This is a genomic window from Sphingobacterium athyrii (assembly GCF_003071065.1).
GTDB lineage: Bacteria > Bacteroidota > Bacteroidia > Sphingobacteriales > Sphingobacteriaceae > Sphingobacterium > Sphingobacterium athyrii.
This window is the reverse complement of sequence record NZ_QCXX01000002.1, coordinates 519691-545518: the sequence shown is the minus strand read 5'-3', so window position 1 is coordinate 545518 and position 25828 is coordinate 519691. Positions and strand designations below refer to the sequence as shown.

Genomic DNA, 25828 nt, shown 5'->3' with positions numbered 1-25828 from the left:
GTTTATTTTTCGCGCTGGGTTGATTCTATCCTACTGTACGTCCTCCTTTCTTCCCGAATTACTAATGTTGACAATACCATTATTTACCTGGAATGTACAACCGTTCAATTGGCAGAAACTGGTCAAGAAATTGGTTAGCGATTCCTTACTATTTAAGCTTCCCGTAAATGAACTGTTGAGTAAGTCAGGACTGTCGCATATGACCGAGACGTCATAAAGGCTTTCGATTACTTTTAACAGCTGAACATTTTTGGTTTGGTTGAATTTGACGGACTGATTGCTCCACTCTACATTGGCGGTTAGATTTGGAATAAGTTTCTTTAACTCCTTATCCACGCGGGCGGGATGAGATTTTGTCAATTCGGGCTCAGAAAACTTAATCATCTGCTGTAGATTTAAGTTGACCAACACTTCCTCTTTTGGTTTGAGGTATATTAAGCTTCGGCTATCCCTGGTAAATGGTCCTACAGAGATTTTACCTTCCATTAATTTTATAAGCACATGATCGGCATCCTTGGGGTCTACGCTGAATATTGTCCCCAAGGCTGTAGTCAAATATCCTTTGTAATTGACTTGAAAAGGTGCGTTTTTGTTTTTGTGCACTTTATAAACAACACGCCCCTGCACCTGCTGTACATCACGTTGGCCCCGGCCATTATATTCGAATCTGATTTTTGCATGTGGATATAGGATAACAGTGGTGCTATCAGGAAGCTTCGCGTAGACCGTATAAGCATTTTTATTTTCATACCAAGTGATTTGCTCTTGTGGTGAGGTGGAGAAATTTTTCAAAAAGAGAACCGACAGTACACAGAGCAGCACGGCAGCACAGGAAGCCCAGGTCCACGGGCTTATTCTCCGGATGAGCGCGGGCTTGGGTGGATCGATGGCATAGATATCATCGAGCACCTTCTGATGAACGATGTTTAAATCTGGTAAGGCAATCTGCTCCAACGCTTGTCCTTCATCCTGATCGAGTACCTCAGCGATCCACAATTCCAAAGTTGCAGTATCCATCTCAGCCATTTCGTTAAAAAACGACTCATAATACTGCGCATCCAGGCGATTGTGGATATACGCCAACAATTGATCTTTAAAGGCTTGCTCTTTCAAAATTTTCTATAATTAGTTCAATGCAGTGCTGTATTTGTTTATCTATACGTCTGCCAGAGAGAATCACACTATTGCTTTTTTATTTTTTTTTATAACGTAAATAAAAAAGCCGCAAAAAAACTAATTATATATTCATCGCGGTAGTTTTTTTGAATATATTCTTTGATATCTTTGAGCGCACTCACCAATTGGTTGCTCACCGTAGAGACTGAAATACCCATCAAATCGGCTATTTCTTTATAACTTTTGTCTTCAAATTTGTTAAGCATCAGAATCTCCTTTCGTTTGGGGCTCAGGGAATCAATTGCTTTGGTCAGCATCTGCTGTTTATCTTTGAAAAACAGCTTTTCTTCGGTATGATAATACAATTCTATTGCTGAAGCCCATATTTCCAATTGAAGCGCCTTGTCTCTCTGTACTTTTCGAAAGAAATCCATGGCTAAATTATCCGAAATATGGTTGAGAAAGGAGACAAACCCTTTGGTAGGATCAATCCTTTCGCGATGAAGCCATATTTTGGTAAATACGTCCTGAAGAATTTCTTCAGCAACGCTTTGATCTTTGACCAGTCGGATCAATCTGATATAGATCTTGGGAGAATATTGGAAATAAATTTCATTAAATGAATTAAGGTCTCCATTTTTAAGTTTTTGCAGTGTAATAGTTTCTTTAGGAGATTTCATTTGGTAAATTCATATAATTGGTACGAACGATGAACTTAATATACAGATAAAATTACTAAATCAAAATCATTGGAGCCTAAATAAAATTCTATATTGCTGACAAAATGATTTACTATGAGATGATTTAATGAGGCTTTTATGATCCGTTTTTTAATCCTTTAATAGTCCAATACGGTCTACTGATTTTGAAATAGACCCGCTTGGTATCCCAATTGCTGGCGCTAGCTTTCATTTGATGAAAAAGGATGGACAGGAAAATATTGCTTCAATATCGGGTACGCATATCAAGTTATCAAAAGATGCTGGCGATCCGGAAAAGAAAGCTGAAAAGTCGTTCGAGCTGACTCCCGAACTGAGGAAAGATGGTTTTCCGGTCGCTTCCACCACCTTCAGGGTCATTCTGATTCCACAAATTAAATTTTTGTTTGGACAATATTATCCCGATCTAAACCTTACTATTGACTTTAGCCTGATACATATCGGTCTTTCAAATGGTTATGTCTCGGCGGCTCCAACATTATATCCGAAAAAATATAAATCTACATTTGAACTGGTTTCAATACAAAAAGATGGAATTGCATTTGCTGATAGCGAAAAGCTGTTTAGTGTAAATACACAAACAGGTGTAGTTTCCGTAAAAAAAAGCGACAGCTTAAAAGCTGGTAGCTATAAGGTTACAATAAAGGCGCTGACAACCACTGGCCTAGAATTTACGACTAACCTCACCTTAGCAATGTCTGAAGGGTGATAGAGATACCCAGGTTGCAGTAATAAAATAATTACTGTAACCTCTCTCTTAATTAGAATTTCAATACTTCGTTGGAGATACACTCAGACAACTGTGGGATTTGGAGAAGTTGTATTTCTCCGCTAGGCATTGGAATACTTCGCAGTGAAGGTTCTATTGAACTTCTCGATAATTTATTCTTTGGTTAATAAAAAGGCTAAATCCTGTTTTGCAAGAACGTGGCCTTTATTGACAATATCACTTTTGAGATAAAGAAAACACTGATCGCTGTGATCTAGTTTGCCTACAATAACCTCGACAGATTTTATATCCATTTCCCGCATTTCTGTCGGATCTACTTTATTCGGATCTGCAATTAATTGTCCTTCTTTCCGAAATTCTTCGAGTCGCCAGGAGTATCCTTTCCAAGGTCCAGCTACCAGTGTCGTCCGCTTGGCATCCATAGTGATCTGCCCTTTGTATGGCAAGCCCAGACGATCAACCATGACCCTGTGATCTTTTAAATCGATAACCAGATATTTTAAATAATCTCCGAAATCTGTGGGTTCGAAATGTAAACTGCTGTCCCTGCGGATGACCTTAAGCGCTATCGCTCCTACTTTGTCTATTTTTATAGATTGCGAAAACTGCATAAAAGCGGCATACTCCTCTTCGCTAATGCCTAGATTTTTGTGATATGGCATAGGCTCTCCGGGTTTTAGTTCGTTCATGACTTGGAGAAACCAGTCTTCATTGTCCTTGATGGCAAGTTTCATTTTCTGAACAATTGCACCCTGCGATGCATTCGGCCGGGGAGTTCCCAACACCGCTGCGGTATAGTTGCCTTCAGGAAGTAATCGGTCAACGAATTGAAGCGCAAGAGCATTGCTATCAACACTAGATTGTTTTTGTCCAAAAACATTCGTAGAAAATATTAATGTCGCTAGTAGCGCAGACAAACGAAGACATCGGTATAGAAATATCATGTTAAAGGTATTTAATCGATGAATTTACGGTTTAATGCTGATAATCCCACATCTTCTATGCCAAAGATCCATCTTTAGCGACAAGGACAGAGCAACCCGGACAGGATCCCTCAGTAAGCTTTTCCAATCAATCTGGACGCTAGAAATTGCTTAGTCACTGCAGGTCTATCCTTTGATTTTTCTGATATTTGCTTTTACAAATTGGCCTTGCAAATCGAATAGTAGACTATCACTACCCAGAATATCAATCCGGTAAGTATTATACTCTTTTTCAATGCACTGAATCAGGCTTGCAGGGTGATTTTTGATAATGTAAGATAGAATATTTCTTCTGATATCTTGGGCAGACAATGTTCCTTCCGCTCCTCTTATTAAATTCCAATTAGTCATATCACTCAAGTTTTAATTTTTAAATATTATGATAACCTAAGCTATATATCAATTTAGGAAAGAATTGGGAAAGCGTTTTTAGTTCTGAAACAGGATTAACAAATTCGAATATTTGTCTGGTTGTCATCATCGGTAAATACGAAGCATGCTAGATTATATTGAACAGAAATTATTTTAAGAAATACAATTAATGATTTACTAATACTCAGTTAACTTGAGGCGTCGATATTTGTAGCACTACCATAGCATAATTACTATGAAAAAGGAAGTGTTAACCGTATTGTCAGATTCCATACTTTTGCGCCGCTTTATCAATGGGGATCAGGGAGCATTCGATATGCTGTTTAAGCGTTACCATAGAGCGTCCTTTCAATATTGCTTTAAGTTTATCCGGGATAAACCTATGAGTGAAGAATTAGCGATGGATGTCCTCTTCCGGATTTGGAAAAACAGAGAAAAATTGCCTGAAAATATCGAGTTTAGCTTTTATCTCCGCCGGGCGCTCAAGAATGCGGTCTATAATCACTTCCGTTCCAAGTTGGCTGAAACGGTACACATAGATAATATTCCCGAAGAAAAGCTGCTATCAAGCAGCACGGTAGATGGAAATATCTTGGATGCTGAGATGATTAGGATATATGAAGAGACAATCAATCATCTATCTCCTCAAAAACAATTGGTCTTCCGTATGAGTCGGGAAGAAAACCTAACTTATGCACAAATCAGTGAAAAGTTGGGTATTTCGATCAATGTCGTGGAGAAATACATGGTTTCCGCCTTGGCCATATGCCGCCGCCAACTTGCAGAGAAACTGGTTTCAGTACTTGTCATCCTTTCATTGAACCTCTTTTTTTAATCGCCTCCCCGACAGCCCGCTATTCGATCTCAAGCGGCGCGAAGGATAACCGTCAACGGACAGCTATCTACTATTTTATTCCACTGATTTTCAATACACTACAATTTACTTTAAAGCCCATTGGGTGGTATCAGGAGAAAAATGTGTTTGTGTTTATGTATACGCATTCTTTTGTTGACAGCAAAAATCGTCTTAAAGATTGCCCAATAGCGCACGAGAAATAATTTCAGTGGATGAATGTAAACCAGCGGCAGCGTAAGCTGATAAAAAAATACCTTTTAGGTGATATAACAGATCAGGAAAGACAGGAAGTAATTCTCTTGATATCCGATCCGGGGAATAAAAATTTGTTTGACGATGTCATGGACGAATTAATACCAGATCTGTTGCCTGAAAAAAACACCGAACAGGACGAGTTGAATGACAAGTTATTGGCTTTCAAGACGAGGTATGCTATTCCGATGTCCGAGCAAGAAATAAGGACTGGGTTTCCAAAAAAATGGGGTCCCTATATAGCTGCGGCCGCGGTCTTGATCATGGTTTCTTTTGGCTTATTATTCCATCTTGACAACGGCAGTGAAAACCAGAAAAAGCTGGCGCAGAAAGGTCATCAAATCGTGCCGGGTAGCGACAAAGCGTTACTGACTCTTGCCGATGGATCGACAATCGCATTGTCTGATGCCAAGAGTGGAAAATTGGCCGACCAATTCGGTGTACATGTCGAAAAAACTGCTGCAGGTGAAATTGTCTACCACAGCGAAAGTCAGGCAGCAGTAAGATCGCTAGCCTTCAATAAGGTGTCCACACCCAAAGGGGGTCAGTATCGAATCATTCTCCCTGATGGCTCGAAAGCTTGGTTGAATGCAGCTTCTTCCTTAAGTTATCCGACCCGTTTTGACCAGCGCGAGCGTCGGGTAAAAATGACCGGAGAAGTCTATTTTGAAGTAGCAAAACTAAAACGCCCGCATAGCCACGAGGCTCTGCCCTTCGTCGTTGAGACCGACAAACAAATGATTCAGGTCTTAGGTACGCAATTTAATATCAATGCGTATCAAGATGAGCCCACTATAAGAACCACACTGGTGGAAGGCAGCGTCCGTGTGACATCTTCCCTGAATGGTGCATCTGTCTTATTAAAACCCGGGCAAGAATCCTTACTCTCGGATAAACTATCTGTACATACCGCAGACATTCAACAACAACTGGCCTGGAAAAATGGAGAATTTGTATTTAAAGGCGAAGATCTTGACAAGATGCTCAAACAGCTCGCCCGCTGGTATGATCTTGAAATTAACTGTCCGTCGCAGTATAGTAAAATTAAATTTACCGGAATCATATCCCGTTCCATACCGCTCTCTTCTATCGTAGACATGATCGAGTCTACAAAAGAGGTCAAAATAAAGATTGCAGGAAGGAGGTTGACAGTGAGCGATTAGTTCCCTAAAAATGAGCTTGCTTAATAAAATAGCCAAAGGTGTTTGCACCACCTTTGGCCGAATAGTTAAGCTACCAAAGTAATGTCCTAACATCAATAGATAATTTAACTTCAACAAAAGTATGAATTTTTATCAAATCATGCGTGTTATGAAAATCACCATGGTATTAATGACCTGCTTTTTTGTACAGGTAAGTGCTTTTACATATGCCCAGCGTGTGACGCTGGAAAAACGTAACAGCAGTATATATCTTGTGCTGGAGGAGATCAGGAAGCAAACCGGCTTCAGTTTTCTGTATAATACAGCTATTTTTAATAATGCAAAACCCGTTAATATTCGTGTAACTAATGTCAGCCTAGACCAGGCAATAAAGGCTTGTTTTAGCGGACAACCTTATACATACCTGATCAAAGACAAATATGTAAGCATTTCAAAACTACCTGAAAATAAAACCAGTACACCCGACAGGTTACAACAGCGACAGGTAAAAGGTCGGGTCACCAATATGAGCGGTAAACCACTTTCGGGTGTTTCGGTGCGCGTCAAAGGTGCACAGGCTGCTACATCGACAGACGCAAATGGAAATTTCTCGATTACGATTACCGCAACCGGAGCTTCGCTCCTATTTACTTTTTTAGGTATGGAGCCGCAGGAAATCAAGGTCGGGTCCAATGACAGTATCCTTGTAAAAATGAGCGAAGCGTCTGAAAGACTTGAGGAAGTAGCCGTAAGTGTACAAGCCCGTCGCCGCACCAATACGGAAGCAGCGGTACTCGAAGAGCGAAAAAATTCTTCTATCGTGCAGGATGCCATCTCTGCACAGCTGATCGAACGCACAGCCAGCATCACCACAACGCAGGCTCTTTCCCGGGTAACCGGTGTCACCGTAACAGACGACAAGTATGTCGCCGTACGCGGACTGGGGGATCGCTCCGTTATCGGCCAACTGAACGGTGTCCGTCTCGCATCCTCCGATCCTGACAAAAGCTCCATTCCCTTGGATTTGGTACCGGCCTCGCTGCTGGATAATATCACCGTATACAAAACAGTTACACCCGATAAACCTGCCGATGCTGCCTCTGGGATTGTGGAACTTAAAACAAAGTCAGTACCGGATAGCATGACTTTTGAGCTTATCGCGCAAACGGGATTCAACTCCAATATTGGGGTAGGTGGCCAATACAATAGTTTCTGGAACAGTGACATGGGGCTGCTCGGTACCAAGATCAATCATAAAAACTTGACATCAGATTTTCTGAACCTTTCCACTCAATACCCCAAAGGACTCGGTGATATCCATAATCTGATTGCAAACAGTGGCTACAGTCCGGCAGCAAGAACAGAGGTACAACGGATAAACGGCATCATGCAAAGTTTTGATCCGGTCATGACGACCAAGCACCGACGTGCTCCCCTCAACCAACTTTACTCTGCTACGTTTGGAAATTCATATAAACTATTTGATGACAAGCATACCCTGGGCGTGATACTCGGCGGAAACTACTACCGACGCACAACGGATATATACAATGGGGATCTTACCCAGTATAGTATTTACCAGGGTGTGGTCACAGGTAATCCGGATATCTACAGCTACCGTCATATCCCAAATTATATTACACCAAACAGCTTATATATGGGAAAATATCAATCCTATAAGGAGAATACGGGAGTAGAGACACTTAATTATGGTGTGCTCGCCGGATTAACGTACCGGTTCAATCCCCGTCATGAGATCAGTGCACAGTATGTGGGAAGCTGGGGGGGAGAATCAAAGGCTACCAACATGAGGGGAGCGTATGAATATACCGGACTAACCGGAGATGTTTATAGTACCATCTATTCCTTGAAGCAAACGCTACGGGATTTGCAGACTTTTAATTTTCAGGGGGAGCACAAGTTCTTAAAATCCAGCTATTCTCCACGATTGAGCTATAATCTCTCCATGTCTAAATCTAGCCAAAATGATCCTGATTTTCGCTATGTCTCATTGATAGACTATGTTCCGGTAGGTGGCACCTATTACCTGAAACCAATCGTGGGTACGACAGGTGGCGCAAATAGCGAATGGGCGTACACCGAACATCTTTATGCCCTAAGCTCGGGTTATGTAAACGGCTTTGGTACTTATGGAACCATTCAGGCCGAGCCGAATGGTCGACGCTGGAGAAACCTCAACGAAGACAGTTACAACCATAAAGCGGATCTTAGCATTCCTTTTCCTTTTCTCGGTCAAAAGCAAGAATTAAAAACCGGCGTTAACTATCTTTTTAGAGAGCGCCATTTTACCGAAAATATTCTCTTTCTCCCGGGCTCTAACTTCAACGACCTCGGCCGGATTACACTTCTTGATGTGGAGGGTAACCTCAACCGGATGGTCAGCAACGAAGTAATCGGCATAAAAGTACCCTCCGGCGGTAATGGTGAAGGTGAAATTCCCGTAGGTGGCTTTTTGTACAACAGCAAAAAATCACCCAATAATTATAAAGGTTTCTACGAAACCCGGGCGGCGTACGCCATGCTTGATCTACAGCTGTCCAAAAATATCCGCTTGACGGGTGGTGTACGGGTCGAAAAAACAAATATTCAGACACGGGTAGACACCAAAGACGTTTACGTGGATCCCAAACTGGCCTCTGTGGACGAGGAAGGCAATATTTTAGTCACCCCTTTTGGAGATGCCAACTCGGTATATAAGACGAAATACGTTCCGTATTACTCGGCCAACCTGACTTATAAATACAGAAAAGACATGAATTTTCGCCTGGCATACAATAGTACCTTGGCACGACCTGAACTTCGGGAGATTACCAACGTCTTTGAATTTGACCCTTATCAAATGGGCTTAATCGTCGGTAACCGGGATCTGATCAACCAGAAGACGCAGAACCTCGATTTTCGATGGGAATGGTTTCCGGCGGCAGGTGAAGTATTTGCCATTTCTGCCTTTGGAAAACAAATCGACAATCAATTGGTCAAGGTATTCAGCCTGAAAACGGAGGGTCTCGCGGCGACCTATCCTGAATTTCCGATCATACAGTTTCAAAACGATAAAAATACTGGGCGAGTCTGGGGATTGGAATTTGAAGCCGTAAAAGACCTGAGTAAATTCTGGGGACAAAAAGATGTGCTTTTTTTTGGATCAAATCTGTTGATTGCGCAAAGCGAAATCAAGAAATCCGAAGAAAGACTTGCTGCAAACCGATTTATCGATCGCCATGCTCCACTCAACAGCCCTTTGTTTGAACAGGCTCCTTATTCCATCAATGCCTGGCTAAATTACAACAATAAAAAAACCGGAACAGACCTGACCACGACATTCAATATGGTTGGTGAACGCCTGATCCAGATCAACCTGACCGGGGAACCGGATCTGTATACACAGCCGACACCGACGCTTGATTTTGTCTTTAGCCAGAAAATAGTGTCCCGGTTGACCTTTAAGGGCTATGCCAAAAACATTCTCAACCCAGCGATCAAGACCGTATATGCCAACCCAAACACTGGTGGCAAATGGTATGGAAATGAATACATAAACCGTAGCTACAAACGCGGAAGTGAAGTGATGCTTGGTTTTACCTATAATCTATTCTAGCATATGAAAAGTAGTAAAAAAATATTCGTCCTGCTCCTGCTCGGACTCTTTGTATCCTGTTCTAAGGACAAATTTGTCGAAGAAGTAGATAACAGATACAACACCGGGGCTTCCAAAAGTTCCAATGTGCGCATCGTTAACCTGGGCGGTTCAAATCAGGTAATCGTAAACGGAGACAGTATTACCAATTTCGTTATCCGAAAAGGAGAAACGGATCCTATGGCTGGTAAGTACCCTCCTACCAAATATTTCCCCGTAGATGGTCGCCTCGGAACGCTGTGGAATGTTCCCCAAGACCTACTTAACAAACAAAACAGTGCGGATATCGAGGTTACTTATGTCGCCTATCAGGGAATTGGCATAGGTCTCCAGAAAAAATTTAAAATACAGGATAAAGGCAATTCGGTAGATTATTACACGTTGCTGGGTGATTATTATAATGTAGGGCTCCCCGAAGTAATCGAAGTGCCTCGAAGTGTAGAGTCTCCACGCAACCCGGAGAACTGCAAAATCCGAATTATCAACTTCGCCGAAAAACCGGGTGAGAGCCAGGTCACACAGGAAGCAATAGAAGATCTATACGGGCCTGTAAGTCTGACATGGTCGGATGGAACAGCAATCAACAATGCGCTCAGCCATGTCCCTGTCGGCAAGGTATCGGACTATGTGGAGATCCCTTATGGAACCTATCAACTTAAAGTACTTACGGAAAACCAGAGACAACTGCCCTCTACCGGAAGTCTTACAATGGACTATATGACCTCATCCATCAGTTATATTGAAAACAGAACGGCGGTCATCCCTACTTACCTCACCTACAATCCGATCGCCAACTTTAAACCCGGCGGTGTATATACAGTCGTGGTTTACTCTCAGCCTTTTGATTATCCAAATATCAATGACCCGGAGTATACGCACAATCAGGTTCAGAATGGATTCCAAATTATAGCGGATATGGATCCGCCAGTGAACAATACTTATGCACGTATCCAGTTTGTCAATGCCAGAGCTGAAGCTGGGGCTGTATCCCTTAAGGTTGGTGGTAAAAGCACGGAAGCTGTCGGGTTTGGGTCACATACAGCGTACATGCCTGCTATCCATGGGAAACTTCAATTTCAGGCAATACTCAACAATACCGCTTTGACAGCTGTAAACTATGATGTAAAAGCTGGCGACAACTATACCGTATGGCTTTATAGCACGGCAACGGGCAAAGACAGTCTGGTCGTATCGCACAACAACTTATCTGGTGTCACTTTTGGTGGGCAAAGCGGTACACAGGACGCTACTTACGAACGGTTTAAAACTAACTTTTACACTGATGTTCGTTTTTTCAATTTTAACATAGTTTTTCCCTATGCTACTTTCACCTCCGATAATGGCAAACCGTTCAGCAATAACGGATGGGCATTTAATGAACGATCTACAGAACAATTGACCCCGGGTTACATTCCTTGGATTAATCCTTATGTCAGATTAGTACAAATGGGCGGCAACACCAAAATACAAACACAAAAAATAATGGCTTATCATGCCACCGAAAATACCACTCCCGGATCATGGGCAGACGAGGTAGCCATCTATACAACCCAGGATCTGATTGCGAAGCCAGAGCTTTTCGCAGTACGGGGCGCATTGCCCAATGCCGATATCGGCTCCTACAGCATTGCCCTTATCGGGAAGCAAACGGAGGATCCGCGCTACAAATCCAGAATGATGATCGTTAAACATACCAAATAAATGGGACAATTTAGACAAGTAGTTATGAGCAATGGCACTTTTAACAACAACCTGGTGTCCAAAAAAAAGCAAGCACCCGGAAACGGAACTCCGTTCGGCATGAACGGCAATCCAATAGGCTATAAAAGCAAAGCATTTTGTCTGTTTTTTATCTTTTTATTTCTTGTTTCCTGTACAAAGATAGATTATCACGAGGTCGAAAATCCAGCTTACTTAAGGGTATTCAACAACCTCAACTATGAGGTGAACCTTGGTGACAAGGGGCTTCTCGTACCTTATTTAACTATGCTTATTGATCCCGAATTTGATCAAAACGGTATCCCCGTAAAGGCAGCTATCGTCGGCGATTTTTTAGACAAACGTGCACGGTATGCAGCTCCCTATCCTACGCACAGTGCCGGAAGCACCAAACGAAACAATCCTGAATACCCGGGCAAGGAAAATGTACTGGTAGGTCCTATCATAAATGGATTTGATCTCTCCAGTTGGGCTCAGATCCCTTCGGGCTCCCACAGGATAGTTTTCTACTTTAGACCTGTCAATGACATCCCATTTTTTCAACTGAGCGATGATCTGAAAAAAAATATTGCCGCTGAAGGCAACTATGACCTGAAAGATCGAGAGATTTATACGCTACATGTGGTCCAGAAAGATTTTAAAACGAAAGAGAACGGACTACTCTTACGTCAGGAAAATTTCCACAAGCTACCTTTCTCCGACTCATCGGTTTACCTTAATTTTTATAATATGAGTGCCAAAGGCTTTTCAACCTCCGAGGATAGAAAGCCCAACGGTATGATCACTCTTACAGATGGTATAAAAGACGAAATGAATGTCTATCTATCCCTCTATCCACAGGAGACAACCACATATACGGTTGAAACAGCGTTACCGGGATATCATGCGCGGTTCCTTCAGCCGCTGTACCGTGATACCGAAGAGGCTACCGTAAGTGATTATTTTAGTTTTCCACTATTTGCAGACAGCACAAAAACCATTACCACCAATATGGTACAGCAGGTCACTTTCCTTGCACCGGGGCTGACTTTTATTGAAATGGGTATCGGAGGAACTAATATGCCCAAAGGCTTATGTTCTCATCTAAGCTTCTATGGCCTCAACGAACTTGTACAACTTCCCGGCAGAGGCAATTCAGCACGATTCCCGAGTATGTTTATCAATACGCATTCAGGCCTTAATAATCCTAAATCGTTTCCTGCTGTAAATACCATAGAAGTCGTCAATGGAGAGGCCTATCTCACTACAATTCAACGCAAGTTTGATCCACCTATCTATAAATAATTAAGCTGATGCAACTAACGAAAATTAAAATATATATCCTCTTTCTGCTGAGCTGCATGCTCTTGCAGGCTTGTAGTCATGATGAATTTATGGTATACGAAGGAAACACGGAAACGCGGAACGTGGGGGACTATATCGGTAACAATTTCGACCTGAGCTTATTTCATGCCGCTTTGCTAAAAACCGATCTATTGAAAGCGGTGACAGGAACTGAAAAGGTCACCGTATATGCACCCACCAACGCTGCTTTCAATGCCATAGGGATATACCGTGCCTCGGATTTCGACAAGCTTAATCAGGACAGCCTGAAAACCATGATTCAATATCACATATTGGCCAAAATACTACCTAGTGAGGAGATTCCGGTCAAGACACTCGATGCAAAATATCCCAATATGGCAGGCAAGGATCTCATCATTTCAAAACATGCCGGAACCTCCCAATGGGATAAGACACGGGTATTTGTCAATGGTGTAGAAGCAATACGCATCGATATTGCCTTGACCAATGGTATATTGAACATTGTCAACGCTTGTTTCAAATATCAGGAAGGAAATGTACAGCATTTTCTTTCGAAACGACCTGAATATAGCGTTTTTGTTGCCGGCCTCAAAAAGTTCGGTTATTGGGAACGGCTTGCGCAAGGCGAATGGTCGGTGGTGGCACCCGACAATCAGGCATTTGAGAAAGCTGGCATCACGCTCGATAGCATAAACCGAATGGATCCCGGAAAATTCTACAATCGTTTTATGGGCGTCTACCTGTTTGATACTCGTATTTTCTTAACGGACTTGGAATTATCTGGTCAATCTCTGGCAACGTCCATAGAAGGGGATGTCCGAATGAGCCGAAAAATCTTTTACAACGTAGATATCCGCTGGTTTGCTGTACAGACGCAAGAAGCCGGTCAATACGGTAGGTTCACGCCACTATCCGCCAATAATAAGGTTAATTACCTCACAGACAACGGCACAATACATCATATCGAACAATTATTGTTCCTGCCGGATGAAGCTGTTTTAACAAACACTGGAAATTAAAAGCGTCTACCGATGAATAGAATCATAGCATTACTACTGCTGCTTATCGCAGTGGTATCCTGTAAACAGGAAGAATATATGCCCGAACCTTATGGAGAAAAGGTTCCTTATGTGGAGAAAGATAAAAAGAGTCTAGATGCACTGCTGATGGATTCCAAAAGCCATTTGTTCAAAATAGCACTGGATGGAAGCACCGTGCGTACCTTATTGGATAAGGAATGGAAAAACCTTCCGCTTACTTTTTTAGTCCCGAGCGATGCCGCTTTTACGGCCGCGGGTATGACACAGGAAAAACTGAAAAACATGAGTACTGCGGCTTTGGATTCAATCGTCCTCTACCATGTGTTAGCTGATAAAATAGATTCAGCAAATGTGCACGCCACATACGGAAGCGTTCGGTTGAAATCTAAATTAGAAGATAAAGAACTAAGGCAAGGCAATCAATATGCTTCTTCAGCCTATAGTTATTACCATTATTTAGCCATTACAGCAAAGAAAATTTTGCTTAATGGAAAGACCGTGGGGGATTATCGTATAGAAAATGCGGTAGAGGCTGACGTCATCTTTATCGATACTTTTCTTAAAAAACCAGAGAAAACGCTCTGGCAAACAATGAAAACAGACAGCAGGCTTTCCATGTTTTTAGAAATTGTGGAAGCGAACGATGATTCCTATGCACAATCTTTTAGTTTGGACGAAGATCCTTGGTTTGTCTACAATATGGAAGAAGCGGTCATGAAAAACCAATTGGACTTATCAGTTGATCCGTATAATCCGGGCGCTACATATATCAGCCATCAAACCTCTGTTTTTGCCCCGACCAACGAGGCTTTTATCAAAGCCGGTTATGAAACTGCTGCAGAGTTTATTCGATTAAATGATGCGCATTGGAAATATAGAGGGCAGTACCTCAGGTTTTCGGATGGCGCTCCCTATAATTACAGAACCTTCCACAAAAACGATTCTGTCCTGACGTATCACCACGGTTGGGGCCAGCGTTACTATCCTACAGACGGCGGAGGCAGTGGTTTCTCCACCGTATTTTTTTCAAATGACTTAACGAACGAATACCTAGGCGATTACATCCTGCAGATGGAGAGCTACGATCCCAACAGCCAACCTCGTATGACCTGTCCTTACCGCTTTTCACGCGAAAATGGTCAGCTGAAAATAAGTCTGAAAAATGCGCGAAAGGGAAGCGAGCCAGCTACGGTCGTTGAGCAGGATATTTTAACGCTAAACGGACCGCTCTATCTTGTGGACCGCCTGTTTATACCAAACAAATTTTAAGAAACTATGCAAAATATCATTAAATACGTATTGATCGCTACTTGCTTCCTTACGTGTAGCTCCTGCGAAAAAGAGGATACTAATCACTATTCGTATGATGCGAATCTGATCAGTATGATTATTGCAGACAATGCAAACCTCTCTAAATTAAATGCCGCCAATAAACGGACCGAGTTATATGATATGCTGCTACAGAAAGGTCCTTTCACGCAGCTTGCACCCTCCGATGATGCCTTTACAGTCGACGTAAATTCGGCAGGGTTAAATCGCCTGACCAAAATCATGCGATATCATGTACTCAATGGGGTGTACGATTTCAACAAAATCCCTTTTCAGTTCAACCAGGAAATCTACTCTTACTCCGGAGGAAAGATGTTTGTTACCAAATGGATAAAGGATCGGGACACTGTCCTTACCATCAACGGTGCTATTGTTACTCCAGTGATGAAAAATGCCAATAATGGCAAAATACAGGTGATAAACCGCTTACTCGAACCTTATCTTTTCGACTATCTAAGCGACGCCCTAAAAAATGAATATGACATCACGCTATTTAACCAAGCACTGGAAAGGGTCCCTGCGGTCAAAAGTTTATTGCAAAAACCGGGGGCCTATACCGTTTTCGCTCCCAATAATGCTGCGATGATCAAGCAGGGTTACGGTACCCTGGAAATCATTAATAAAAAACCTGTAGATGAGCTAGAAAGACTATTGCGCTACCACATCGTACCGGACCGTAGATTCTTATATGATTATGTGCTGACAACGCCTACAGATGGCAACACCAATATCAAAACAACAGAAACAATGCTGGATGGCGATAACCTTACCGTAACGCTGATATTTAACATCGGAACAGGATTGTACAATACAATAACACTTTTAGGTACCCGAAATACAGCCGAAGCAAATCTAACCAGAGAAAACCTACTGGCTGGCAATGGCGTACTGCACATCATTGACCAAGTCCTTTTAAACTGATCAATCAAGTGTAACGGATTCATATATAGCGATGGAAATCGATACTTAAAAAATAACAATACAAAAATGAATACTATTCAACACATCATAAGTCTTGCCCTCTTGTCAGCGCTGTTGCTATTTTTCTCCTGCAAGAAAGATGGTCCCGGTGATGAGGTCAGTGCAAACCTGTCGGTAGAACATTATTTCCCAAACAGTGGGAAAGCAGGTACCTTGGTTACCATTAAAGGGACGGGGTTTAGCGAAAATATCGAAGAAAACATTGTGGAATTTGCGGGGGTACGGGCCGAAGTCTTTTCCGCGCAGTCGACATCACTGGTTGTCGTGGCTCCGGAAGCCGCCACTACCGGAAAATTGACAGTAAAAACCGGTGGTCAGGCTATTGAGGTCGGCAATTATACTTACCAGCGCCTGAGTCTAAAGCGGGTATGGCCCGCCAATGGCCCTGCCGGCTCCAATATACGGATCACGGGTGAAGGATTTGGAAGCTTGCAGCAACCTACAAGAGTGACCATTAATGACTCCACCGCCTTGGTCGTCAACATATCCGATACGCTTATTGTAGCAAAAGTCCCAGCCGGAGCAGGTACCGGAGCAGTCAAGGTTTTTGTGGATAATATGGTGTCCATAGGCGAGATTTTCACGTATCAGGAAATCAAGTCCATCAAACCCTTGACTGGCGGCAAAGGCACTAAGATTACCATCAGTGGCGAGGGGTTTGAAAGCGTAAAGGAAAATAATAAGGTCTACTTTAACGACAAACAGGCTACAGTGATCGAAGCGACACCAAAGCAACTTGTTGTAATCGCTCCGGAGGGAATCGAAAGTAATAAGGCTTCTGTTATTATCAATGGACAGAAAACGGTGAGCGCGGCAATCTTTAGTGTGGTTCCCCTACCGAAGATCGCTGCGGTATCGCCTTTAAGTGGCCCAGTTGGCTCCATTATCACCATTAAAGGAAGTACGTTCAGTACGGTTAAAGATGAAAACAAAGTATTGATCAATGGCAAGGAAATACCTCTGGAGACGAACCCCTCCAGTACAGAGCTTGTGGTCCGATATCCGGCCAATATCGGAAGTGGAAAGATCGAAGTACTGGTCAATGATCAGAAGGTCGTGGGCCCTGAATTTGTGAACCAAGAATTGGGCATTACCAAGGTAAGTCCCGAAAGTGGTCTGGCAGGAACAGAAATCACCATTCAGGGAAGCGGCTTTTCCAAGGATTTACTTGGCAACATAGTATCTTTCAATGGTGTCCGGGCACAAATTATCTCTGCCAGCGAAAGTGTACTCAAAGTGATTGCTCCAGCGATGCTGAGTACAGGTCCGGTTAATGTACAAGTAGGTAATCTATCTGCCCGGGCTCCCCTAGCATTCCGTCGTTCAGGAGTAACGACCGTAGCCAAAGGTTTTATGACCCTTGATTATAACTATTCAAAAATAGTCATCGATTCAAAAGGCAATCTATATGTAAATAATCTCACATCTATCATGAAGGTTACACCCGAAGGCGTAAGTGCTATATTAGCAACTGGCTTTACTGGTATCATGGGGATGGACATCATGAATGATGTAATCTATGTTGTCGAATCAACTGTTGCCAAGAAAGTGACGCTGAATGGTCAAGTGACCACCATTCCCACTGCAGCTATTGCTCCCAGAGGCATTACAGTCGACAAAAATGGTAATTTCTATTATCCGAACTCCTGGAATGGCATACTTAAGGTTACCTTACCTACGGGTACGGTGCAGAATATGAATACAGGTGGGGCTTCTGACAAGTGTCGGATTGCAATCGCGGCCGACGGCACCATTTACCACTCTTCTGATGACTATCAAGGAATGATTACCAGAACATTACCCGGTGGTCGAGGCGTCAACTGGATCGGTCAATACGAACGCTATGGTTATCAGGACGGGCCTATCTCTACTGCCCAGATCGGATATGGTCCGGCAGCACTAAAGTTGAATGCCCAAGGTAACTTGATCATCATGGACAGCAATAACAATGCTATCCGAGAAGTGAATCTTCAGGAACAGATGATAAGTACGCTCGCAAAGGTAGAGCGTGGTTTTGCAGATGGTGATCTGAGCTCGGCAAAATGGGGTATCATTAGTGATATAACGATAGATAAGGAGGGTAATATTTATTTGCTCGATGTCACAGGAAGTGCCATCCGTAAAGTGATATTTAAATAGCTGGAATAAAAAATAGTGAGCCCAAAATAAAAATAACGAAATGACAACGATATATTTAAAACGGTGGCGCGATCCGATTATGACGATCTTATTCTTGCTGCTGAACACGCTGTTTGCGACAGCGCAGGAAACATCCGGATCACTAACGGGCCGGATAGTGAATACCCATGGCCAAGCCATTGCCGGCGCAACGATTTTAGCGGTACATACCCCTTCTGGCACACGCTATGGCCTTTCCGCCGATACTGATGGCCGGTATACAATCAATAACATGCGCATCGGTGGACCATACAGCTTAGCGGTCTCTACAGTCGGTATGCAACAGACTATCCGATCGGATATCTATATCCGCTTAGGCGCTGCACAGCTGCTCGATTTTGTATTGGGCAATGATGCACAGGCCTTGGAAGAGGTTACCGTCACGGCCCGTGTGGCTGGTAAACATGCTGATAGCTATGGTACGGGCAAGAATATCAACGCCCGACAGGTACAGGGTATGCCTACAGTCAGCCGATCCCTGACAGATATAACGCGGCTTACACCGCAGGGAAGTCGCGACAATAGTTTCGGAGGCACCAACTTTCGCTACAACAATGTCACCATTGATGGTGCGATCAACAACGATGCCATTGGATTCTCCCCATCATTAGGTGGACAGACGGGTACTTCGGGTATGACCGGAAGTTCTACGCGAACCAATCCGGTCTCGTTGGATGCCATACAGGACATGCAGGTATATCTAGCTCCTTATGACGTGAAAATCGGAAACTTTACTGGCGGATCAGTCAATGCTGTCACCCGTTCGGGCACGAATAAAGTGGAGGGTTCTGTCTATGGTTTTGGTCGCAATGCCAGCCTCATAGGAAAGGATCGTGTGGGCACGCTTGGCAAGATGAACAATGACTTTTATGACTATCAAGCGGGGTTCCGAATTGGATTTCCGATCATTAAGGATAAACTGTTCTTTTTTAGCAACGAAGAGTTGACCCGTCGCCAGGATCCTACCCAATTGGTGGTAGGCAGCAATGAAACCCTTCATATCCTGAGTCAGGAGGATGCAAACAATATCGCCGGCACTGTACAGAGCCGTTACGGTAACATCTTTGATGCTGGTACCGCAGGTTCGTATACTAACTGGTCCAAATCGGTCAAATTTTTCAATCGCCTGGACTGGAACATCAATGATCGTCACCAACTGGCGATCCGTAACAATACCATCCGCAGTTCGGCGACACATATGGACCGTGACCAACAGGATTTCCGATTTTCCAGTATGGCTTTTAAACAAACAAACAATCAGAGTTCTACCGTCGCCGAATTAAAAAGCCGCTTTTCTAACTCACTTTCAGGAAATGCGGTCGTCGGCTATACGCTTGTCAACGATAACAGGGGTCCATTGAGTGATCCAAGCTTACCGCAGGTACAGATTCAGGGGCGGACCCCCGGGAGCACCATCTATATCGGTACGGACCGGGAGGCCAGCATCTTTGACATGCAGCAAAAGACCTGGGAGCTGACAGCCAACCTAAACTGGAATATCGGACGTCATAAATTGCTCTTTGGCACGCACAATGAACTATACGGAATCCGCTATGGATTTGTAAATGCCTGGAATGGTCGGGTGGATTATAACAGCATTGAAGATTTTATCAGCAACACCCCCTATCGTGTGCGCGGTAGCTACAACTACAGCAACAATACCAGGGACTATATTCTCGATAATCCAGCTGCAGACTTTAACGTAAACATGTATAGCCTGTATATACAGGATGAGATCCGCCTTAGTGAACGGTTGCGGATCACACCGGGATTGCGTGCAGACTTAGCCCATCTACCGACCATGCCCACATTAAGTGCGAAGGTAAGTGATATCTGGGCAGATCCGAATTTCGGAACGACTTATAGCTATACCCCATTGAATCGCATCAAAAATGATTTCCTGAACCGTATACAATTGTCGCCACGTGTGGGCTTCCGTTGGGAAGCTACCGAAGACCGTCGTCTGGTGCTACGCGGAGGTGCCGGGCTCTTTACCGGCCGCATTCCCTTTGCATGGCTAGCTTATGCCTATTACAATACGGGTGACAGCTATGGCGCATTTGACCAACGTGCCGATCAAAAAGCTTTCACACCGGGTTCGGACGCTATTAAACCTAGCCCAAATGGTCTGGCGGATTTTATTGGGCAGAATGGAGCCATCGTTGATAATCCCAATAGTGGAAAAACACAAGTAGACCTGGTGGACAATGGCTTTACCTTGCCACAGGTACTCCGTGCCAGCTTGGGTGTGGATTATGAAACGATAGATAACTGGAAGTTTACGATAGAGGGCATGTACACCCGCAACATCAGCGATGTTATCTTTCAGCAATTGAACACTAAAGATAACCCGTTCTGGTATGGATACGACAGAAGCAAACAGCAGCCTGTATACACTGGTACAGTAGACAACCGTTTTTCCAATGTGTATCTCCTGTCCAATACTAGTCAGGGGTACCGCTACAGCATTACTGGGACAATCGCCAAAAACTACAAGGAGCTGAACGCCACGGCAAGCTATACCTTTGGGCAGTCAAAAGATATCTCAAATGGTGTTCGGAACTCCATGGAATCCAACTGGCAGTTGAACCAATCATTAGTCCCAAATGATCCCAAACTTGCCTACAGCAACTTTGATATCCGTCACCGGATAGTAAGCAACTTTAGTTATACGCACAAATGGAGATCGGCAGGCCGTACGAACATCAACCTTTTCTTTTCGGCCCAGTCTGGATCGCCGTTTACCTACGGAATCGTGAATGGCAACATACAAGGACTTCCGCAACAGGTGTCGTTGGTATATATACCGTCACAAGCTGAAGCTATAAACTATTTCAAGGATGTGGAGGGTGGTCTGACCGCTCAGCAACAAGCTCAAGCTTTCAACACTTTCATTGATGGCAACGAATACCTGTCATCAAGACGCGGGGGTTTTACCGAACGGAATACCGCCCGCACCCCATGGAACATACAGGCTGACCTGAGACTGGCACACGACTTACCTGTGATGAAGAGTGGGCAGTTTTTAACAATTTCGGCAGACATCGTAAACCTAACAAACCTGCTTTCAAAGGAATGGGGCGTACAATACTTCTCACCGAATACGTTCAATTCGACCAGTTCGGTGGGATTGACCCCGACACTATTCCCGCCACAGCAGCATACCGGCAACTGGCCGATATTCACTTTTAGTGACCCGGGTAGCCCTTATAGTATAGACTATTTCAATTCGAGAGCACAGGTCCAATTGGGAATTAGGTATACTTTTTAGAAATTAACATTGAATTTGCTGAGCTACAATTACACTTGGCATTACAATACCTGGACCGGTCCTATAAGGGTCCAGGTATTGTAATTTTAAATCGTTAAAAAATGGACATTGTTAAAATTACAATAGCGCAGCAAAAAATGACCCTATTATGCGGTCCTGTTTCCGCTTTTCAAGTTTTTAAGGAAATTGAGCAAGTCAGTAAAAATAATATGCAGGGACCATCGACTATTTGAAAACCACCCATATGATCGGTATGTATAATACCGGATATGATGCTGCTATTACACTGACCAGTAAAAAAAGCAGTGATATTAACTTAATATTTCCTACTTCGGGAAGGCGTGAACTTAGCAGCGGTTCATTATCACTACGAGGACGTTCAGGATATTACGCAACATCTACACAATCCCCTACTAATACTAATCTTAGTAACTATTTTTCAACTAGAGCTGCTCCTTTTAGTTTGGCATCAATAAGTGCAGCAGATAAGCCGGTAGGCATCAATGTACGCTGTATACAGGATAAATAAAAAATTAGACTATAGCTTCTAGCCTTTATAAGGCAGAAGCTATATCTAATTTTCGCTTTTCTAAATACCATGGTTAAATAAGCCAATATTCCAACCTTTAAATATCCTGGATTACAGATAACAATTCCTTCTTGAACGCCTATAAACTGCAGAGCTTCGACGCGTATCAATGTAATGAGCTATTCAAGCCCAGCTTTTGTTCCCTTGACAAATTCTTCCAGTAAAACCACGCAAAGAACGTTGGGCCTGCGACGGTTTTATCAGATAAAAGATTCAGAATCAAATTATTCAACCGGTATCCCCAGATAGCTCAGATAATTACCCAATAGCTCCTTGTCAAAGACGGGCTCATGGATATCAGTACCTTCCAAGAACTGGATTACATTGGAACAATCCCAAATATAGGTATTTTGATAAAGTTCCACCGTTGATAGACCATCATGCATATTGTCCTTGAAAAGACTGGTAAGCGGATAAAGTCGGTTTCTATTATCATCTTCCCATTGTTTACGCCAGTTTTTGTAACTCAATGGTTTTAAGTCGAAATTATAGTAGGTATTTAATAAATTAAAGAACTCGATCAACGTGAGATTAGTTTCGGGTCTTGCAATGAGATTGAATTTTTTACCGATTGCTTCCGGATTGGTGGAGATGTGGCTGATCGCCCTGGTCATGTAATCTACTGTGATGAGTCCTTCCCTAAGTTCGTCCAGCGCTGGATAGCTATTGTAATCAAAGCAATTTTTGACGAGTCCCGACCACCATTGGTAAGGTGCACTTGCCCCACTCCTGCTATGACACATTGCGTAACCAAGCCTATAGGTGATCAGTGGTAAGCCCTGTTCCCTGGCCAGATCGGCTATGGCTTCCATCACCCATTTGCTTCTGACATAACCAATATCCTTGCTAACCGACAAGAGATTCTGGGCAATATCATCATCTTCTTTCATCACCGTTTTTCCGGTAAAAATATGCCCCCAGCTGTATACAGAAATGGTAGAAAGCAGCACCAGGCACTTGGTCTTTTTTAAACTGGCAAAGTGGACAATCTCCCGCAAGCCCTCCACATTTGGCTGCTTCATGTAAGAATATGGCTCGATGAAATTGACGGAACTGGCTGAATGGTAGATTATATCTATTTTATCTGCTAGTTCATCATATCGCATAGTTGAAATTCCTAAGGATTCATGCGTAAGATCACCTATAACGGGAATGATGCGCTCAAACTGTTTATCCGTATAAGGAATCTTGTATTCGTTAAAGCATGCTTTGATCTTTTCTATCGCCTGAAAAGGATTCTGGGCCCTGATAAGACAATAAATTGATGCACTGGTGCTACTAAGTAAATCCTGAATGAGGTGTATGCCTACAAAACCTGTAATTCCAGTCAATAGAATAGCTTGCGGATCAGTAAGCTGCCGAGAATCAAAGGGCTGTGTGAATACAGTCTCTGGCTTAAGGTAAACATCATTTTGGAGTTCGACGTATGGCTCGACATCTTCGACTGGCACCTCCTGCTCTTTTGTCCGAGCGATAAGCATATTGGATAGATCCTGAAGGACCGGATGCTGGTAGATATCACGGATATAGACTTTTGTATTGAGCCGCTCCCCTATGGCGAGAATGACGACTGCAACCAGAAAGGAATCGCCTCCAATATCAAAAAAATTGTCTGTTACATTAATGATAGGACGCTCCAGTTCTTCGCTCCAGATAGTAGCAATCAGTTTCTCAGTTGGATTTGTCGGTGGCTCGAGCAATAGAGAGTCCGCCGCCTCTTGGTCGGCCAGCTCATATAACCTATTCAGGTCTGTTTTTCCATTGGTGGTCACAGGAATTTGTCCGACCTGAATAAGCTGCGATGGAATCATGTACCCCGGCAGGAGTTGCTTTAACCGTTGCCGGATCGCGTGAAGATCTACCTGTATATGGCTTTCACAGACAATAAAAGCGATAAGATACTGATTGCCGTTTTTATTGTCCCGGGCAATGACAATGTTTTCTTTGACAGCTGGTTGTAAGGCAATGGCGCCTTCAATCTCTGCGAGTTCAATACGGTATCCCCTAATTTTTACCTGTTTATCTTTACGCCCCAGAAACACGAGACTTCCATCGGCATTCCATTGGGCGAGATCTCCTGTACAATAGAGCCTCTCCCCCTGCCTAAAGGGATTGGGAATAAATTTTTCTGCCGTGAGTGTCGGATTGTTCAGGTAGCCATCCGCCACGGCTACCCCTCCAATGTACAATTCTCCGGCGGCGCCAATGGGGACAAGCTTTTTCTCTTCATTAAGGATATATGCTCGTGTGTTGGCTATGGGGCCTCCAATTGACGAAATATACGCACCTTCACTATCTTTTACCTTACGGAATGTAGCATACACCGTGCATTCAGTTGGTCCATAGTAGTCAATGAGTTCATAGTTCAGATTCTCAGTGAGAATAGGCTTCAGTTTTTCACCTGCAGTAAAAAGGTATTTTAATTGTAGGTCCCTATAGCTTCTCGAAAGAGAAACCAGAGCCGGTGCCAATACTGTCGGAACGAAACCATGGGTAATATGATAGGTATTAAAGAAAGTGATAAGCGCCGCTGCATTTGTCCGCTCCTCATTATTTGCGATGTAAAGAGTTGCTCCGGAACAGAGTGCAGACCAAGTTTCCCATACACAAATGTCAAATCCCAGTCCAGCTACCAGACTTAGTCTGGAGTCCGGCCGCACCATAAAATAATCATTGTGCCAGGTTATCAGATGTTGAATGCTGCGGTGTTTTACTTTCACACCCTTGGGCTTTCCTGTAGATCCTGAAGTAAAAATCGTATAGGCGACGGTGTCAGCTGTGACAACTGCCTCTGGGTATATCGACTTGTATGAGGTGGCATAGGAAAGACTCGATGGGTCTATGTATTTTACAGCCAGCTGTTCAACCCGATCCAATAAATCCGCACTTATCAGGATCACTGTGGCATTTATGTCATTTATGATATCCTGAATACGCTTACCAGGATAAGCAGGGTCTATCGGCACATAGGCGGCACCTGTTTTGACAGCAGCTAAAACACTGACCAACCAATCGATAGACCTATCGAACAAGATAGGTACATAGCTACCTGGACCGATATTATTTTCCATTAGAAGATCTTTCAGTTGCTCGCTGCGACTTTCCAGTTCTTCATAACTGATGCGTTGACGTCCGAAATGTGCTGCCGCATGCTGGGGATACTTTTGTAAGGCTTGTCTGTAAAGAGAGACCAATGTCGCATCGGTGTCGTAGGACCAGTCCGTTCGATTAAATAAATTAAGTAGTTCATTTTCGTCGATCTTATTGATCGCACCGGGTTCTTGTAAGTTTAACATAATGTTTATTTGTTTAAATGATATTAGCCCAAAAGGTTAGAATAAACTAAAACAATCTCGCAAAAGACTATTTTTTACCTTACAAACAAATACATTAACAAATTGTTCTGAACAAGCACAGTATAAACCCGAAAGAAATTTCAATTAGAAAAAACAGTATAACTCACTAAGATACAACCCTTATAAAATTAATTAATAACCCAATATATCTTTGAACTTAATACATTGCCCTAAAGCTGAAGAAGGGTGGGAATAGTATTGTCTCGCAACCAATAAACTGCAAGCTTATCTCCAT

17 protein-coding genes are annotated in these 25828 nt (G+C 43.2%); 12 read left to right on the top strand and 5 right to left on the bottom strand.

The window, feature by feature from the left end; genetic code table 11:
- Positions 1-30: 30 nt before the first annotated feature.
- Complete coding sequence (locus tag DCO56_RS08760) at positions 31-1113, bottom strand: FecR family protein (protein WP_108633357.1); 1083 nt, start codon at positions 1111-1113, stop codon at positions 31-33.
- An 89-nt stretch (positions 1114-1202) separates the two neighbouring features.
- Positions 1203-1796, bottom strand: coding sequence for an RNA polymerase sigma factor (locus DCO56_RS08755; RefSeq protein ID WP_108633356.1), 594 nt, complete (start codon positions 1794-1796; stop codon positions 1203-1205).
- Positions 1797-2031: 235 nt separating this feature from the next.
- On the opposite strand from DCO56_RS08755, the gene DCO56_RS08750 reads away from it, so the two are divergent.
- Positions 2032-2544, top strand: a complete 513-nt coding sequence (locus DCO56_RS08750) for a hypothetical protein (protein WP_108633355.1) — start codon at positions 2032-2034, stop codon at positions 2542-2544.
- A gap of 173 nt (positions 2545-2717) precedes the next feature.
- Here the strand turns inward: DCO56_RS08750 and DCO56_RS08745 are convergent, their stop codons facing one another.
- Complete coding sequence (locus tag DCO56_RS08745) at positions 2718-3509, bottom strand: hypothetical protein (RefSeq protein ID WP_108633354.1); 792 nt, start codon at positions 3507-3509, stop codon at positions 2718-2720.
- Between the two features lie 165 nt (positions 3510-3674).
- The gene (locus DCO56_RS08740; RefSeq protein WP_108633353.1) at positions 3675-3899 is read right to left on the bottom strand and encodes a hypothetical protein; all 225 of its coding nucleotides are present in this window, start codon (positions 3897-3899) and stop codon (positions 3675-3677) included.
- 256 nt (positions 3900-4155) lie between these two features.
- Here DCO56_RS08740 and DCO56_RS08735 point away from each other — a divergent pair, with 256 nt between their 5' ends.
- The 11 genes from DCO56_RS08735 to DCO56_RS08685 all read left to right on the top strand — a co-directional run bounded on the left by DCO56_RS08735 (position 4156) and on the right by DCO56_RS08685 (position 22177).
- A complete protein-coding gene (locus DCO56_RS08735; protein ID WP_108633352.1) occupies positions 4156-4755 on the top strand; it encodes a sigma-70 family RNA polymerase sigma factor in 600 nt (199 codons plus the stop codon).
- 233 nt (positions 4756-4988) lie between these two features.
- Positions 4989-6191: a FecR family protein gene (locus tag DCO56_RS08730; RefSeq protein WP_108633351.1), complete on the top strand. Its 1203-nt coding sequence runs from the start codon at positions 4989-4991 to the stop codon at positions 6189-6191.
- Positions 6192-6312: 121 nt separating this feature from the next.
- The gene (locus DCO56_RS08725) at positions 6313-9786 is read left to right on the top strand and encodes a carboxypeptidase-like regulatory domain-containing protein (protein ID WP_245935802.1); all 3474 of its coding nucleotides are present in this window, start codon (positions 6313-6315) and stop codon (positions 9784-9786) included.
- 3 nt (positions 9787-9789) lie between these two features.
- Entirely contained in the window at positions 9790-11526 is a 1737-nt protein-coding gene (locus DCO56_RS08720; RefSeq protein ID WP_108633350.1) for a DUF4397 domain-containing protein, read from the top strand.
- The gene (locus DCO56_RS08715) at positions 11527-12828 is read left to right on the top strand and encodes a hypothetical protein (protein WP_245935801.1); all 1302 of its coding nucleotides are present in this window, start codon (positions 11527-11529) and stop codon (positions 12826-12828) included.
- 8 nt (positions 12829-12836) lie between these two features.
- The gene (locus tag DCO56_RS08710) at positions 12837-13868 is read left to right on the top strand and encodes a fasciclin domain-containing protein (RefSeq protein WP_108633349.1); all 1032 of its coding nucleotides are present in this window, start codon (positions 12837-12839) and stop codon (positions 13866-13868) included.
- A gap of 12 nt (positions 13869-13880) precedes the next feature.
- Positions 13881-15158, top strand: coding sequence for a fasciclin domain-containing protein (locus tag DCO56_RS08705; RefSeq protein ID WP_108633348.1), 1278 nt, complete (start codon positions 13881-13883; stop codon positions 15156-15158).
- A gap of 6 nt (positions 15159-15164) precedes the next feature.
- The gene (locus DCO56_RS08700) at positions 15165-16139 is read left to right on the top strand and encodes a fasciclin domain-containing protein (protein WP_108633347.1); all 975 of its coding nucleotides are present in this window, start codon (positions 15165-15167) and stop codon (positions 16137-16139) included.
- A gap of 66 nt (positions 16140-16205) precedes the next feature.
- Positions 16206-18338: an IPT/TIG domain-containing protein gene (locus DCO56_RS08695; RefSeq protein ID WP_108633346.1), complete on the top strand. Its 2133-nt coding sequence runs from the start codon at positions 16206-16208 to the stop codon at positions 18336-18338.
- A 40-nt stretch (positions 18339-18378) separates the two neighbouring features.
- A complete protein-coding gene (locus tag DCO56_RS08690) occupies positions 18379-21648 on the top strand; it encodes a TonB-dependent receptor (protein WP_108633345.1) in 3270 nt (1089 codons plus the stop codon).
- A gap of 244 nt (positions 21649-21892) precedes the next feature.
- Complete coding sequence (locus DCO56_RS08685) at positions 21893-22177, top strand: fibrobacter succinogenes major paralogous domain-containing protein (protein WP_108633344.1); 285 nt, start codon at positions 21893-21895, stop codon at positions 22175-22177.
- Between the two features lie 284 nt (positions 22178-22461).
- Here the strand turns inward: DCO56_RS08685 and DCO56_RS08680 are convergent, their stop codons facing one another.
- Complete coding sequence (locus DCO56_RS08680; protein ID WP_108633343.1) at positions 22462-25533, bottom strand: non-ribosomal peptide synthetase family protein; 3072 nt, start codon at positions 25531-25533, stop codon at positions 22462-22464.
- Between the last annotated feature and the right edge of the window lie 295 nt (positions 25534-25828).

Excerpts from the sequence above, each read along its gene's own strand:
- DCO56_RS08755 (WP_108633356.1), bottom strand. The coding sequence starts at position 1,796 with ATGAAATCTCCTAAAGAAACTATTACACTGCAAAAACTTAAAAATGGA.
- DCO56_RS08695 (WP_108633346.1), top strand. The coding sequence starts at position 16,206 with ATGAATACTATTCAACACATCATAAGTCTTGCCCTCTTGTCAGCGCTG.
- DCO56_RS08700 (WP_108633347.1), top strand. The coding sequence starts at position 15,165 with ATGCAAAATATCATTAAATACGTATTGATCGCTACTTGCTTCCTTACG.
- DCO56_RS08690 (WP_108633345.1), top strand. The coding sequence starts at position 18,379 with ATGACAACGATATATTTAAAACGGTGGCGCGATCCGATTATGACGATC.
- DCO56_RS08720 (WP_108633350.1), top strand. The coding sequence starts at position 9,790 with ATGAAAAGTAGTAAAAAAATATTCGTCCTGCTCCTGCTCGGACTCTTT.
- DCO56_RS08715 (WP_245935801.1), top strand. The coding sequence starts at position 11,527 with ATGGGACAATTTAGACAAGTAGTTATGAGCAATGGCACTTTTAACAAC.
- DCO56_RS08685 (WP_108633344.1), top strand. The coding sequence starts at position 21,893 with ATGATCGGTATGTATAATACCGGATATGATGCTGCTATTACACTGACC.
- DCO56_RS08745 (WP_108633354.1), bottom strand. The coding sequence starts at position 3,509 with ATGATATTTCTATACCGATGTCTTCGTTTGTCTGCGCTACTAGCGACA.
- DCO56_RS08725 (WP_245935802.1), top strand. The coding sequence starts at position 6,313 with ATGAATTTTTATCAAATCATGCGTGTTATGAAAATCACCATGGTATTA.
- DCO56_RS08740 (WP_108633353.1), bottom strand. The coding sequence starts at position 3,899 with ATGACTAATTGGAATTTAATAAGAGGAGCGGAAGGAACATTGTCTGCC.
- DCO56_RS08710 (WP_108633349.1), top strand. The coding sequence starts at position 12,837 with ATGCAACTAACGAAAATTAAAATATATATCCTCTTTCTGCTGAGCTGC.
- DCO56_RS08750 (WP_108633355.1), top strand. The coding sequence starts at position 2,032 with ATGAAAAAGGATGGACAGGAAAATATTGCTTCAATATCGGGTACGCAT.
- DCO56_RS08680 (WP_108633343.1), bottom strand. The coding sequence starts at position 25,533 with ATGTTAAACTTACAAGAACCCGGTGCGATCAATAAGATCGACGAAAAT.
- DCO56_RS08705 (WP_108633348.1), top strand. The coding sequence starts at position 13,881 with ATGAATAGAATCATAGCATTACTACTGCTGCTTATCGCAGTGGTATCC.
- DCO56_RS08730 (WP_108633351.1), top strand. The coding sequence starts at position 4,989 with ATGAATGTAAACCAGCGGCAGCGTAAGCTGATAAAAAAATACCTTTTA.
- DCO56_RS08735 (WP_108633352.1), top strand. The coding sequence starts at position 4,156 with ATGAAAAAGGAAGTGTTAACCGTATTGTCAGATTCCATACTTTTGCGC.